This window comes from Achromobacter sp. Root83 (assembly GCF_001428845.1).
Lineage (GTDB): Bacteria > Pseudomonadota > Gammaproteobacteria > Burkholderiales > Burkholderiaceae_B > Achromobacter.
On record NZ_LMIU01000001.1, the window covers coordinates 996,807 to 1,010,342 of the forward strand.

Annotated in this window: 11 protein-coding genes; 6 read left to right on the plus strand and 5 right to left on the minus strand. The window is 66.9% G+C overall.

Features of this window, described 5'->3' with window-relative positions; translation table 11 throughout:
* Window positions 1-28: 28 nt before the first annotated feature.
* Window positions 29-781 (plus strand): TorF family putative porin, encoded by a 753-nt coding sequence (locus ASE30_RS04515; RefSeq protein WP_057283025.1) that lies wholly within the window; start codon window positions 29-31, stop codon window positions 779-781.
* A gap of 163 nt (window positions 782-944) precedes the next feature.
* Window positions 945-2,438, plus strand: coding sequence for a 23S rRNA (uracil(1939)-C(5))-methyltransferase RlmD (rlmD, locus tag ASE30_RS04520; protein ID WP_057283026.1), 1,494 nt, complete (start codon window positions 945-947; stop codon window positions 2,436-2,438).
* 25 nt (window positions 2,439-2,463) lie between these two features.
* Here the strand turns inward: rlmD and cueR are convergent, their stop codons facing one another.
* Together cueR and ASE30_RS04530 are read right to left on the minus strand one after the other, a co-directional pair.
* Window positions 2,464-2,856 carry a Cu(I)-responsive transcriptional regulator gene (gene cueR / locus ASE30_RS04525; RefSeq protein WP_057283027.1) on the minus strand — a complete coding sequence of 131 codons (393 nt, stop codon included), beginning with the start codon at window positions 2,854-2,856 and terminating at the stop codon, window positions 2,464-2,466.
* Window positions 2,857-2,881: 25 nt separating this feature from the next.
* Window positions 2,882-5,164: a heavy metal translocating P-type ATPase gene (locus ASE30_RS04530; protein WP_057283028.1), complete on the minus strand. Its 2,283-nt coding sequence runs from the start codon at window positions 5,162-5,164 to the stop codon at window positions 2,882-2,884.
* 163 nt (window positions 5,165-5,327) lie between these two features.
* Here ASE30_RS04530 and ASE30_RS04535 point away from each other — a divergent pair, with 163 nt between their 5' ends.
* The 3 genes from ASE30_RS04535 (at window position 5,328) to ASE30_RS04545 (ending at window position 8,095) form a co-directional block, all read left to right on the plus strand.
* The gene (locus tag ASE30_RS04535; RefSeq protein ID WP_057283029.1) at window positions 5,328-5,528 is read left to right on the plus strand and encodes a heavy-metal-associated domain-containing protein; all 201 of its coding nucleotides are present in this window, start codon (window positions 5,328-5,330) and stop codon (window positions 5,526-5,528) included.
* Between the two features lie 168 nt (window positions 5,529-5,696).
* Entirely contained in the window at window positions 5,697-6,425 is a 729-nt protein-coding gene (locus ASE30_RS04540) for a glutathione peroxidase (RefSeq protein ID WP_057283030.1), read from the plus strand.
* Between the two features lie 239 nt (window positions 6,426-6,664).
* Window positions 6,665-8,095, plus strand: coding sequence for a dihydrolipoyl dehydrogenase (locus ASE30_RS04545; RefSeq protein WP_057283031.1), 1,431 nt, complete (start codon window positions 6,665-6,667; stop codon window positions 8,093-8,095).
* A 68-nt stretch (window positions 8,096-8,163) separates the two neighbouring features.
* Here ASE30_RS04545 and ASE30_RS04550 read toward each other — a convergent pair whose 3' ends face one another.
* The 3 genes from ASE30_RS04550 to ASE30_RS04560 all read right to left on the minus strand — a co-directional run bounded on the left by ASE30_RS04550 (window position 8,164) and on the right by ASE30_RS04560 (window position 11,222).
* Entirely contained in the window at window positions 8,164-9,054 is an 891-nt protein-coding gene (locus tag ASE30_RS04550; protein WP_057283032.1) for a 23S rRNA (adenine(2030)-N(6))-methyltransferase RlmJ, read from the minus strand.
* A gap of 12 nt (window positions 9,055-9,066) precedes the next feature.
* Window positions 9,067-9,816, minus strand: a complete 750-nt coding sequence (gene ugpQ, locus ASE30_RS04555; RefSeq protein WP_057283033.1) for a glycerophosphodiester phosphodiesterase — start codon at window positions 9,814-9,816, stop codon at window positions 9,067-9,069.
* A 113-nt stretch (window positions 9,817-9,929) separates the two neighbouring features.
* The gene (locus ASE30_RS04560) at window positions 9,930-11,222 is read right to left on the minus strand and encodes a M20/M25/M40 family metallo-hydrolase (RefSeq protein WP_057283034.1); all 1,293 of its coding nucleotides are present in this window, start codon (window positions 11,220-11,222) and stop codon (window positions 9,930-9,932) included.
* 349 nt (window positions 11,223-11,571) lie between these two features.
* On the opposite strand from ASE30_RS04560, the gene ASE30_RS04565 reads away from it, so the two are divergent.
* Window positions 11,572-13,536 carry a SurA N-terminal domain-containing protein gene (locus ASE30_RS04565; RefSeq protein WP_057283035.1) on the plus strand — a complete coding sequence of 655 codons (1,965 nt, stop codon included), beginning with the start codon at window positions 11,572-11,574 and terminating at the stop codon, window positions 13,534-13,536.

A 13,536-nucleotide genomic window follows, 5' to 3' on the forward strand; every position in this document is an offset into this window, starting at 1 on the left:
CTTGTAAATCCGATCAGGACTCCGCACCATGAAGAAGACGTTGCTAGCCTTGCCATTTGCGCTTGCCGCTTGTTTCGCCGCGACGGCGCAGGCCGAACCCACCGATCTGGGAGGCGGTTTTTCGCTGAGCGGTAACGCAACCATCGTCAGCGACTATCGCTTTCGCGGCTATTCCCAGACCGATTTCCGTCCCGCCGCGCAACTGGGCTTTGACCTGACCCACAGCTCCGGCTTCTATCTGGGCAACTGGAACTCCAACGTCTCCAGCTTCGTGTTCACCGACGGCAACCTGGAGATGGACTTCTACGGCGGCTGGAAGGGCGACGTCGGCGGCGGCTTCGCGCTGGATGCGGGCGTGCTGCATTACTACTACCCCGGTTCCAGTTCCCCCAAGGGCGGTAACTACAACAACACCGACATCTATCTGGGCGCGTCCTACGGCAACTACAGCCTCAAGTATTCGTACACGCCCAGCGACTTCTTCAGCACGCCCGACAGCAAGGGCACGTGGTACCTGGACGGCACGGCCACGTTCGACCTGGGCGACGGGTGGGGCCTGTTGGGCCACCTGGGCTACCAGAAGCTCAAGAACCAGACCAACATGGACGGCGATTCGATCGGCCACTACGTCGACTACAAGGTCGGCGTGACCAAGGACCTGAAGGGCTGGATCCTGGGGCTGGCGGCGGTCGGCGCCACCAAGGACAACTGGCTGCCCACCAAGTACGGGCATCCCTCGGGCCGTATCGGCGCGGTCTTCTCGGTAGCCCGTTCGTTCTGACCACCGGGCCGGCGCGCCGAACCGCGCCGGCCTTTCGAGGTTTTCCGGATGCCGCCCGTTGGGGCGGTTGTTGCACGCGCTCCGGCCCCATCAAACAGGATTTCCGGGATTGGCCGCTGTCCTTCTACAATGCCGGGTTGCGTGTAATTCTGGACTGCGTGAGATGTCTGACGTTTTGAATATCGAGTCCCTGGATCTGGAAGCCAGGGGGATCGCCCGCCGCGACGGGAAAGTCGTGTTCGTGGAAGGCGCCTTGCCGGGCGAACGGGTCACCGCCGTGACGTTGCGCCGCAAGCCGTCCTACGAGACCGCCCGCGTGGACGAGGTGCTGCGTCCCTCGTCGCAGCGCGTCGTGCCGCGCTGCCCGCACTTCGGCGTCTGTGGCGGCTGTGCCATGCAGCACCTCGAGCCCAGCACGCAGGTGGCCATCAAGCAGCGCTCGCTGGAAGATACCTTCTGGCACGTCGGCAAGCTGCGCCCCGCGCGCGTGCTGGCTCCCTTGCAGGGCCCGACCTGGGGCTACCGCTACCGCGCGCGCCTGTCGGTGCGCGTCGTGCCGAAGAAGGGCGGCGTGCTGGTGGGCTTCCATGAGCGCAAGAGCAGCTTCGTGGCCGACATGCGCGAATGCCATGTGCTGCCCCGCCACGTCAGCGATCTGCTGCTGCCGCTGCGCGAGATGATCGGTTCCATGTCGGCGCCGGACCGCATGCCGCAGATCGAGGTCTCGCTGGGCGACGGCGTGACGGCGCTGGTGCTGCGCCATCTGCTGCCTTTGACCGATGGCGACATCGCCATCCTGCGCGCCTTCGCCGCGCGCCACAACGTGCAATGGTGGCTGCAGGCCAAAGGGCCCGACACGGTGCACGCACTGGAGCCTGAGCACAACGACGCGCTGTCCTACACCATGCCGGAATTCGGCCTGCGCATGCCGTATCGTCCCACCGATTTCACGCAGGTCAATCACGCCATCAACCGCGCGATGGTCTCGCGCGCCCTGAAATTGCTGGAAGTGCAGCCGACCGACCGCGTGGCCGACCTGTTCTGCGGCCTGGGCAACTTCACGTTGCCGCTGGCCACGCAGGGCCGCGAAGCCGTGGGCGTCGAAGGCAGCAAGGCGCTGACCGACCGCGCCTACGACGCCGCGTCGCGTCACGGCCTGGGAGACCGCACCAGCTTTGCAACCTTGAACCTGTTCGAGGTGGACGCCCACTGGCTGCGCAGCCTGGGTTATTTCGACCGCATGCTGATCGACCCGCCGCGCGAAGGCGCCCACGCGGTGTCGCAGGCGCTGGCGGAACTGGCGCATGAAGAGCGTCCGCGCCGCATCGTCTACGTGTCCTGTAATCCGGCCACGCTGGCACGCGACGCCGCGATCCTGGTCCACGAGGGCGGCTACCTGCTCAAGAGCGCGGGCGTGATCAACATGTTCCCGCATACGGGCCACGTCGAATCCATCGCCGTGTTCGAAACGCTGGACGCGGCGGGCGTGCTTGAAGTCAAGGAGCGAGCCCGTCAACGCGCCATCCAGGCGGCCGCGGATGCGGTGGCGGCCGAAGAGGCCAAGCTGGCCGCTGCCGCCGAGAAGGCGGCTGCCAAGCAGGCGGCCACCGATGCTTACCTGGCCCGCGTGGCCGCGGAAGCCGAAGCCCAGCAATAGTTCCCGGCGCCCGGGCCGATTCGCCTTATTGCGAACGGCCCAGGCTTTCCAGGATGGGGCAGTCGGGCCTGTTGTCGCCTTGGCAATGCTGCGCCAGATGTTTGAGCGTCGCAGCCATGTCGTGCAGGGCCTCGGCCTTGCGCTCCAGTTCCTGCACGTGCTCCAGCGCAATGCGCTTGACGTCCGCGCTGGCGCGGCTGCGGTCCCGCCATAGCGCCAGCAGCTCGTTCATCTGCTCCACCGAAAAGCCCAGGTCGCGCGCGCGGCGCACAAAGCGCAGCGTGTGCAGGTCGTGTTCGCTGTAGACGCGGTAGCCCGAATCCGTGCGCACCGCCGGCCCGATCAGGCCGATGCTCTCGTAGTAGCGGATCATCTTGGCGGAGATGCCGGATGCCTTCGCGGCTTGTCCGATATTCATCTAGTGGCTCCTGGGTCCGATGGTTTCAGGCCTGCGCGGCGCGCGGGCGGAACGCCTTCAGGCGCAAGGCGTTGCCCAGCACGAAGACGCTGGACAAGGCCATGGCGCCCGCGGCGAAGATCGGCGACAGCGACAGGCCGAAGGCCGGATACAAGGCGCCTGCCGCAAGCGGAATCAGCGCCGCGTTGTACGCGAACGCCCAGAACAGGTTCTGGCGGATGTTGGCCAGCGTGGCGCGGCTCAGCGCGATGGCATTGGGCACGCCGTGCAAGTCGTCAGCCATCAGCACGACGGAGGCCGCCTCGATGGCCACGTCGGTGCCCGTGCCGATGGCGATGCCGGTGTCCGCCGCGGCCAGCGCGGGCGCGTCATTGATGCCGTCGCCCACGAAGGCCACCTTGCGCCCGCCTTCGCGCAGCATGCCGATGGCCTGCACCTTGCCGTCGGGCAGCACTTCCGCGCGCACCTCGTCGATACCGAGCCGACGGGCGACGGCTTGCGCGGTGTAGCGGTTGTCGCCGGTGATCATGGCTGTCTTCAGTCCCTGCGCGTGCAGCGCGGCGATGGCGGACGCGGCGGACGGCTTGACCGGGTCCGTCACTGCCATCATGGCGGCAGCCTGGCCGTCGATGGCCACATAGATGGGCGTTTTGCCTTCGTTGCCCCAATCGGTGGCGCGGGCGCCGAATGCGGCGACGTCCACGCCGCGCTCGGCCATCAGGCGCGCGGCGCCCGCCAGCACCTTCCTGCCCGCCACCGAGGCCTCGACGCCGGCGCCCGTGATGGCCGCGAAGCCTTCCGCGGGCAACAGTTCCAGCTTGCGTTCCGCGGCCGCGGCCACGATGGCCAGCGCGATGGGATGCTCGGAGCGCGCCTGTACCGACGCCACCCATTGCAGCACCTGCGTGGCGTCGTGGCCGTCGGCCGGCTCCAGTTCGGTCAGCGTGGGCTTGCCCAGGGTCAGCGTGCCGGTCTTGTCGAAGGCCACGACGTCGACGTCGCGCAGCGTCTGCAGGGCGTCGCCCTGGCGGAACAGCACACCCATTTCAGCGGCGCGCCCGGTGCCCACCATGATCGACGTGGGCGTGGCCAGGCCCATGGCGCAGGGGCAGGCGATGATCAGCACGGCAACCGCGTTGACCAGCGCATGCGACAGCGCGGGCGACGGGCCCAGGAAGAACCAGGCCAGGAAGGTGAGCAGGGCGGCCGCCATGACGGCCGGCACGAACCAGGCCGTGACCTGATCCACCAGCGCCTGGATCGGCAGGCGCGCGCCCTGGGCTGCCTCGACCATGCGGATGATGCGGGCCAGCATGGTGTCCGCGCCGGTGTGCGTGACGCGCAAGGTGAAACTGCCGGACGTGTTCAGCGTGCCGCCGGTCGCCTGCATGCCGGGGCTTTTTTCGACGGGCACGGGCTCGCCGGTGAGCATGGATTCGTCGACATAGGAGGTGCCTTCGATGATGTCGCCGTCGAGCGGGATTTTTTCACCGGGGCGCACGACCACGATATCGCCGCGGCGCACCTGTTCGATCTCGACGTCCTGCGCCTGGCCGTCGCGCATGACCCGCGCGGTGCGCGGCTGCAGGCCGATCAGGCGCTTGATGGCCGCGCCGGTCTTGCCCTTGGCGCGCGCTTCCAGCGTGCGTCCCAGCAGGATCAGCGTGACGATCACGGCGGCCGCTTCAAAGTAGACGTTGCGGGCGGCTTCCGGGAGGAAGGCGGGCGCGAACGTCGCCACCACGGAATAGCCCCAGGCCGCCCCGGCGCCCAGCGCCACCAGGGAATTCATTTCGGGCGCGCGGCGCCACAGCGCGGTCAGCCCCTTGGTGAAGAACTGCCGGCCGGGCCAGACCAGCACGGCGGTGGTCAGCACGAACTGCAGCAGCCAGCTGTTTTGCTGGCCTATGGTGTCCAGCACCCAGTGGTGCATGGCCGGAATCAGGTGCGAACCCATTTCCAGGGCGAACACGGGCAGCGTCAGTATCAGCGCCGCGATGAACGCGCCCTGCAGCCGATGCGCCTCGGCATCGCGCGCCTGCGATTGGCGCTGGGCATGGTCGTCCTGGTCGGCGATCGGGCGGGCTTCGTAACCCATCTTGCCGACGGCGGCGACCAGGGCCTGCGGCTGCGCGGCGGCCGGGTCGAAAGACACCAAGGCGCGCTCGGTGGCCAGGTTTACTTGCGCTTGCGCAACACCGGGCACATTGGTCAAGGCTTTTTCCACGCGCTTGACGCAAGATGCGCAGGTCATGCCTTCAATGGCGAGTTCCAACTCGGAAAATGAGGATGGGCGGGCAACGCTCATGGCAGTCTCTTTCTGGATAGGAGTACGCAGTTTCATCCTTACCATCATGGGAAGGTCAAGGCCCATTCTACGCTTGACCTTGACATGATGGGAAGGTTTAACCTGCTTGCACGGTGGATGAATGCACTAGCCGCCACCCCCCTTGAAACCTCTGGAGCAACACATGAGCATCGAATTCCAAGTGCCCGACATGACCTGCGGACATTGCGTCAAGACCATCACCGGCGCCGTCAACCAGGCCGCCCCGGGCGCCACCGTGACCGTCGATCTGCCCACGCATCGCGTATCGGTGACCGGCACGGACCAGGGCGAGAAGATCGAGGCCGCCATTCGCGAGGCCGGCTACGAGCCGTCGCGCGTCTAGGGCGCCAGGCGGGCTGGGCTATGATAGACCCAGCCTGTAACAAGCAATTTGGTAATTACTTAAAGCTATCGATCAATTGAATTAATTAAATTGGATTGTTTGATAGTTAAGATTTATGATTCTTTCCATGGTGGTTAAACAAACCCCGCTACCCAAGGAGAGATCTGAATGCTGCAAAACCGCGAAGGCCAACGTGTTCCCAACGTTACGTTCCCCGTCCGTGAGGACAACACGTGGAAAAAGGTTTCGACCGACGACCTGTTCAAGAACAAGACGGTCGTAGTCTTTTCGCTTCCCGGCGCTTTCACGCCGACCTGCTCGTCGACCCACCTGCCGCGCTACAACGAACTGGCCTCCGCGTTCTTCGACGCCGGCGTGGACAGCATCGTCTGCCTGTCGGTCAACGACACCTTCGTCATGAACGAATGGGCCAAGGACCAGGAATCGGCCAACATCACGCTGCTCCCGGACGGCAATGGCGCCTTCACCGAAGGCATGGGCATGCTGGTCGACAAGAGCGACCTGGGCTTTGGCAAGCGTAGCTGGCGTTATTCCATGCTGGTCAAGGACGGCGTGGTGCAGAAGATGTTCATCGAACCGGAAAAGGAAGGCGACCCGTTCGAAGTGTCGGACGCCGACACCATGCTGGCTCACATCGCGCCGACGGCCAAGAAGCCCGACCAGGTGGTCGTGTTCTCCAAGCCGGGCTGCCCGTTCTGCGTGGAAGCCAAGGCGCTGCTCGACAGCAAGGGCTACGCCGCGATCGAAATCCCGCTGGAAAACAAGGTCCGCGGCCGCGTGATCGGCGCGGTGTCCGGCAAGGGCACGGCACCCCAGGTGTTCATCAATGGCGCCCTGGTGGGCGGCCTGGAAGACCTGAAGGCGTACTTCGCCTAAGCGGACGTAGCCCGGCAGCCGGACAGGGACCTGGTTCCCGTCCGTCCGGCCGGCCGGGCGCGCGGCCCTGGGGGCCGCGCCTTTTCCGCCCGCACGAGTTTCCCTTCTTCCGCACCCTTACCGCACTGCCTTGCGCCCCGGAACCGGCGGCGCGGGACGGCGTTCGTCCAGAGGATGCGCAACAAGGCGGAACTCGCCTTTGAATCCTTGCTTCACGCTACACCGGGGGATACCCAGTCATGAAAACTCTGCATACCGATATTGCCGTCATCGGCGCCGGCACCGCCGGCCTGGCCGCCTATCGCGCTGCCAAGGCCGCGGGCAAGCGCGCGCTCCTCATCGAGGGCGGCGCTTATGGCACGACCTGCGCCCGGGTGGGCTGCATGCCCTCCAAGCTGCTGATCGCGGCCGCCGAAGCCGCGCACAACGCCGCCCATACCGAGGCATTCGGCGTCCACGTGGGCGGAGAAATCTCTATCGACGGCGGCGAGGTCATGGACCGCGTCAAGCGCGAGCGCGACCGCTTTGTCGGCTTCGTCCTGGAAGGCGTGGAAAACATCCCCGCGGAAGACAAGCTGCGCGGCAATGCGCGCTTCGTGTCGGACACGGTGCTGCGCGTCGATGAGCATACCGAGGTCCACGCGTCCCGGGTGGTGATCGCGACGGGTTCGCGTCCGTCCGTGCCGCCGCCGTTCCGCGCGTTGGGCGATCGCCTGGTCGTGAACGATGACGTGTTCGCCTGGGACGATCTGCCTGGCCGCGTGGCGGTGTTCGGGCCCGGCGTGATCGGGCTGGAGCTGGGCCAGGCGCTGTCGCGGCTGGGCGTCGAGGTGCGCGTGTTCGGCGTCAGCGGCAGCCTGGGCGGCATCAGCGATCCACACGTGCGGCAGACGGCGCGCAAGATCTTCCAGCGCGAGTTCTATCTGGATCCGGACGCCCGCGTGCTGGAAACCTCGCGTGTCGGCGACGAAGTGGAAGTGCGTTACGTGACGCTGGACAACAGCGAGCGCACCGAACGCTTCGACTACGCGTTGGTGGCCACCGGGCGGCGTCCCAATGTGGACGGGCTGGGCCTGGAAAACACCTCGCTCGAGCTCAACGCCCACGGGGTCCCGGTATTCAACCGCGAGACAATGCAGGCGGGGAATTCGCCGATCTTCATCGCGGGCGACGCGAATGCCGATGCGCCCCTGCTGCATGAAGCCGCCGATGAAGGCCGCATCGCCGGCGAGAACGCGGCGCGCTTCCCAGAGGTGCGCCAAGGCCTGCGCCGCGCGCCCCTGGCCGTGGTGTTCTCGGATCCGCAGATCGCCCTGGCGGGAGCGGGTTACGGCCGCCTGATCCCGGGCACCTTCGTGACGGGCAGCGTCGATTTCAGCGATCAGGGGCGTTCGCGCGTCATGCTGAAGAACCGGGGCATGCTGCACGTGTACGCGGATATCGAGACGGGCCGCTTCCTGGGCGCGGAAATGGTCGGCCCCAGCGCCGAACACATCGGCCACCTGCTGGCCTGGGCCGTGCAGCAGGAGCTGACCGTGGCGCGCATGCTGGAAATGCCGTTCTATCACCCCGTGATCGAAGAAGGCGTTCGCACCGCCTTGCGCGATGCGGCCTCCAAACTGGTCCTGGCGCGGGAAGCCTTGCGCCAGTCCGCCGCCGAAACGGTGTAATTGCCCGAGGCACGCAAAAAGGCCGCGCAACGCGCGGCCTTTTTTTCGTGGCGACGGCAGGCCGCGCGCTATTCGTCGGCGTGCTTCTTGGCGACGGGGAAGGGGTTCTCGCGGTACTGCAGCGTGAATCCGGCCCGCTCGTCCTGCCCGAGTTCGCGCGCCAGATAGGGCATGGCCTGCTTCAGGGCGTCGTGCAGCGTCCACGGCGGGTTGATGAGGAACATGCCGCTGCCGTGCAGTCCGTAGCCGTCGATGGTGGACTTCTTGACGGTCAGGGTGGCGTGCAGCCAGCTCTTGACCTTCAGGTTCTCGAAATGGCGGGCCATTTCACTGGCCTCGCGGCGTTGCACCAGCGGATACCAGATCGCGTAGGTGCCCGTGGCGAAGCGCTTGATGCACTCTTTCACGGTGAGCAGGGTACGGCGGTAGTCGTGCTTGTCTTCGTACGACGGGTCGATCAGCACCATGCCTCGGCGCGTCGGCGGCGGCAGCAGCGCCTTGACGCCTTCGAAGCCGTCGTCACCGTAGATGGTCGTCTGGCGCTGGGCGGCGCGGCCCTGGTGTTCCAGGTTGCCGACCAGCGTGTCGATCTCGGTCGGGTGCATCTCGAACAGGCGCAGGCGGTCGGACGGGCGCATCGCGTCCAGCGCCAGCCACGGCGAACCGGGGTAGCGCTTCAGGCGGCCATTGGTGTTGTAGTCGCGGATGCGGGCGACGTAATCGGCCAGGATCGGCGGCAGGTCCTTGGCTTCCCACAGACGGCCGATGCCGTCCGCGAATTCCGAGGTCTTGGCCGCCCAGTCGCTGTCCAGGCTGTAGAGGCCGGCGCCGGCGTGCGTATCGACGACCCAGTAGGGCGCGTCTTTCTTGTTGAAGTAGTCCAGGGTGTGGACCAGGATGGCGTGCTTGAGCACGTCGGCATGGTTGCCGGCGTGAAAGGCGTGGCGGTAACTGAACACGTTCGTTCTGCCTCAGGCGGCGGGCCGGATCGCGGCCAGCTCGTCGGTGAATATGCCGTCGATGCCCCAGTCGAGCAACAAACGGGCGCGTTCCGGGTCATTGACGGTCCAGGCCGCGATCCGGTAGCCCGCGGCATGCACGGCGTCGATCAGTTCGCGGGTAGCGTCTTTCTGGTTGATGTTCAGGGCCACGCAGCCATGCTTGACCAGGCGTTCTTGCCAATCGGCCGGCACTTTTTCGACCAGCAGGGCGCGGGGCAGCTCGGGCGCGGCATCCCGCGCGGCCTGCAGGGCTTCCTCGGCGAACGAAGACAGCAGCGGCGGGGGGCTCGCGCCGTTCCACAGTGCCTGCGCGGCCAGCGCCACGGCTCGGCCGGTCTCGGCTTCACGCCCCGGGCAGGGCTTGATTTCGACATTGCTGGCGATGCCGTTGGCCACCGTGTAGCGGGCGACCGCGGCGAAGGTGGGCAGGGGCTCGCCGGCATAGGCGGCGGAATGCCAGCCGCCGAAGTCCAGTTGCGCGAGTTCGGCGTAGGTCTTGGCCGCGGCGGGGCCCCGGCCATTGGAGGTGCGCTCCACGTCGTCGTCGTGCATCAGCACCAGCACGCCGTCGCTGCTGAGCTTCACGTCGTACTCGAACATCGTGAAGCCGTGCTCGGCGCCGACGCGCATGGCGGCCAGGGTGTTCTCTGGGGCCAGACGGCCGCCGCCGCGATGCGCGATGTAACGGGAATAGGGCCAGGACGGCAGTTTTGCGGTCATTTCGGTGTTGCTTTCGGGTTCTTTTGAGACAGGTTGCAAGGATACCCTGTTCTTGGCGGGCGCCCGGCCGCCCGGGCGCGCCCCAGCCCCCGGGCAGAGGCGCGCCGCGGCCCTTATTTCAGGGGCGCCTTGTCCTGCGACACGTCCATGATCATTCTTGTCGCCAGGTACAGCCGGGGCACGATGCTGTTGATCTGGATGTACTCGGCGTCGTTGGAGTGGGCGCCGAAGCCGCTCAGGCCCATGCCTTCGATGACGGGGCCGCGGGCTTTCAGCGCGGCGAAGGCGGCGTCGGTGCCGCCGCCGCTGGCGCGGTCCACGACCTTCATGGGAAGGTCGAGTTCCTGGTAGATCCGCACGCCATGCTGGGCCAGCTTGCGCGAGGCTTCGGTGGCTTCGAGCGGCGGGCGGCGGACCTCGAATTTGACGCTGACCTTGGAGTCCGGCAACAGCTTCTTCTGTATGCGCTCAGCCAGCGTGCGCGACAAGGCGTCGAAATCGGACACCCGCAGGGCGCGGGCGTCGGCCTGGGCGGTAGCTTGGCCAGGGATGACGTTGCGGTTCGTGCCGGCCTGGGCGACGGTCCAGTTCAGCTTCAGGCCGTCGTCCGGCTTGGACAGCTTGTCGAGCTGCAGGAGCTGGTGGGACAGCTCATAGAGCGCATTGACGCCGCCCTCCGGGCGCGCGCCAGCGTGCGAGGTCTTGCCCTGCACGGTCAGGTAAGCCGCGCCGATGCCGCTGGTGGCCAGGGTCAGGCGGGGTTCGACGCCGCCGCCTTCGAACGAGAAGATGGCGTCCTGATCGGCGCCCAGGCGGGTGATGGTGCTGCGCGCCCCGGGCGAACTGATCTCCTCGTCGCCGTTGATCAGCACCGTGAGGGTGCCGTAGTCGGCGAAGCCCAGATTCTTCAGCAGGGCCAGGGTGTGGATGATGGTCGCCACGCCATGCTTGTCGTCCGCGATGCCCAGCCCATAGGCCTTGTCGCCGTCCACGCGAAAGGGCTGGTCTTTCAGCATGCCGTTGCGGTAGACGGTGTCCATGTGGGCAATCAGCATGATTTTCCGGGTGCCGCCGCCCTTGAACTCGGCGTGGACCATCGGCCCGACCTTCTCGGGCGTGTCGTCCAGCCGGAACACATCCGTGGGCGCGATGATCTCGACGGTCCCGCCCAGCGCCTTGAGGCGGTCGCGGATCAGGTCGGCGATGCGCTCCACGCCTTCGACGTCCTTGCTGCCCGATTCGATATTGACCAGGTCGCGCATGGTGTCCAGCATGGCCTGCTGCTGGCCCTTGGCCGCATCGTGCACGGCGGCCACGGGCGCGGCCAGCGCGGCGGTCGCGCCGCCCAGGAAGGCCAGGGCAAGGCAGGTTCCGAGGACATGCAGGCGGGGGGATGTGAGCGGCATCGATGGTTACCTTTATGCGTGGGGGATGAGGCGCCGACGGTCGGCCGGCCCCGGGGGCACCGCGCCAGCCGCGGGCTTACCCCGAGAGCCACGATACGGGGGGATGAAGGGGGCGGAAATGGTGATTTCCCGGGTTGACGCCCGTGGGCGTCCGTGCGGCGGGGCAGGCTGGCGCGGCCCCGGATGACGGGCTGGAGAATCCGACGCTCCGTCATGAATGAGAAATGCTAAAATCCGCCCGCTGATCCGGTATAACCGGTATGGGAATAGGGCGAATCGAGTTCGCCTTTTTTTATGCGTTTTCGTGCGGCTTCGGGTGGATACCCCGGAGCGCGGCAACAGGGATTCCATGTTCGAATTTATTCGCAGCCATCGGCGCTGGATGCAGCTCATCCTGCTGCTTCTGATTGTGCCGTCCTTCTTCCTGGTCGGAATTCAAGGCTATGACAGCTTCATGCGTCAGGAGCCCGAGTTGGCGACGGTCGCTGGCCAGCCGATTTCACGCGCCGAGTTTGATCAGGCGCACCGCAACCAGCTCGAGCAGTTCCGCCAGCGCATGGGCGCGCAGTTCGACCCGGCCGTGATCGACACGCCCGCGCTGCGCGAAGGCCTGCTGAACCAGCTCATCAACCAGCGCCTCTTGGCCAACGTGGCCGTGGACAACCGGTTCTCGGTGTCCGACGAGACGCTGCGCAACACCATCGCCGCCATTCCGGAAGTCCAGGACAATGGCCGTTTCTCGCCTGAGCGCTATCGCCAGGTGCTGGCCGCCCAGGGCATGTCGCCCACCTCGTTCGAGGCCGGCCTGCGCCGCGACCTGGCGGTGGCCCGTGTGCTCGAACCCGTCGGCCAGTCGGCCCGCGCGCCCGCTGAAGTCGTGTCCGCCCTGGAAACGGCGCTGACGCAGTCGCGCACGATTCAACTGCGCCGCTACGCCGCAGCCGACTACCGCTCGCAGGTCAGCGTCGCACCGGCCGACATCCAGGCTTGGTACGACGCCAACAAGCAGCAGTTGCAGATCCCGGAACAGGTCCAGGTGCAATACCTGGTGCTGGATGAAGCCGCCGCGACGCAAGGCATCCAGGTCAAGGACGAGGACCTGGCTTCGTACTACGAACAGAACAAGAGCCGCTTCGGCCAGCCCGAACGCCGCCGCGCCAGCCACATCCTGATCGAACTGGCGCCCGGCGCGTCGGAAGACGCCCGCAAGGCCGCCCGCGCCAAGGCCGAGGATCTGGCCAAGCAGGCCGCCGCCGATCCCGCCAAGTTCGCGGAGCTGGCGGGCAAGAACTCGCAGGACGCAGGCTCGGCCGCCAAGGGCGGCGACCTGGGCTGGCTGGCGCCCGGCGCTCAGCCCGGTCCGCTGGACAAGGCCGTCTTCGGCCTGGCCCAGGGCCAGGTGTCCGGCGTCGTCGAAAGCCCGTTCGGCCTGCACATCGTGAAGGTCACCGAGATCCATCCGGCGGCCATCAAGCCGCTGGCCGAGGTCAAGGACCAGATCACCGCCGAAGTCCGCAAGCAGTTGGCGGCCGTCCATTTTTCGGAAATGGCCAGCCAGTTGAACAAGCAGGTCTATGACCAGCGAGACAGCCTGCAGCCGGCCGCCGACGCCGTTGGCCTGAAGCTGCGCACCGCCTCCGGCGTGACCCGCGAAGGCCTGCTGCCCGCCGATAAGGCGGGCCCGGGTTCGGCCGCCGACAGCCCGGACGCCGCGCTGCTGGACAACCCGCGCGTGCGCCAGGTGCTGTTCTCGCCCGACGTACTGCGTGAAAAGCAGAACTCGGGCGTGATCGAACTGTCGCCCGACACGATGCTGGCCGTGCGCGTCGCCGCCGTGGAACCCGCCCATGTGCCGCCGCTGGACAAGGTCAGCGATTCGATCCGCGCCAGACTGCTGGACGAGCGTTCGGCCGAAGCCGCCAAGAAGGCCGGCGAAGCCGCGCTGGCTGCCGACAAGGCCAATCCCGCCGCGCAGCCCGAGGGCTTTGCCCCCGCCGTGACGGTGTCTCGCCAGGATCCCAAGGACCTGCCGCGCCCGGTGCTGGACGCCGTGATGCGTCTGCCTTCGACCCCGCTGCCGGCCTATGCCGGCGTGCAGTCGGGCGTGGACTACACCCTGGTGCGCCTGGAAAAGGTCGAGGCCGGCAAGATCGAAGCCGCCGACCGCGAACGCCTGGCGCAGCAGTTGTCGGGCGCCTGGGGCCAGGCCGAAAACGAGGCCATGATCCGCATGCTGCGCGAGGAATACAAGGTCAAGGTGCTGCCCGGCGCCGCGGACGTGATCCGCGGCGAACAGCCGCAGTCCGCGGGCTGA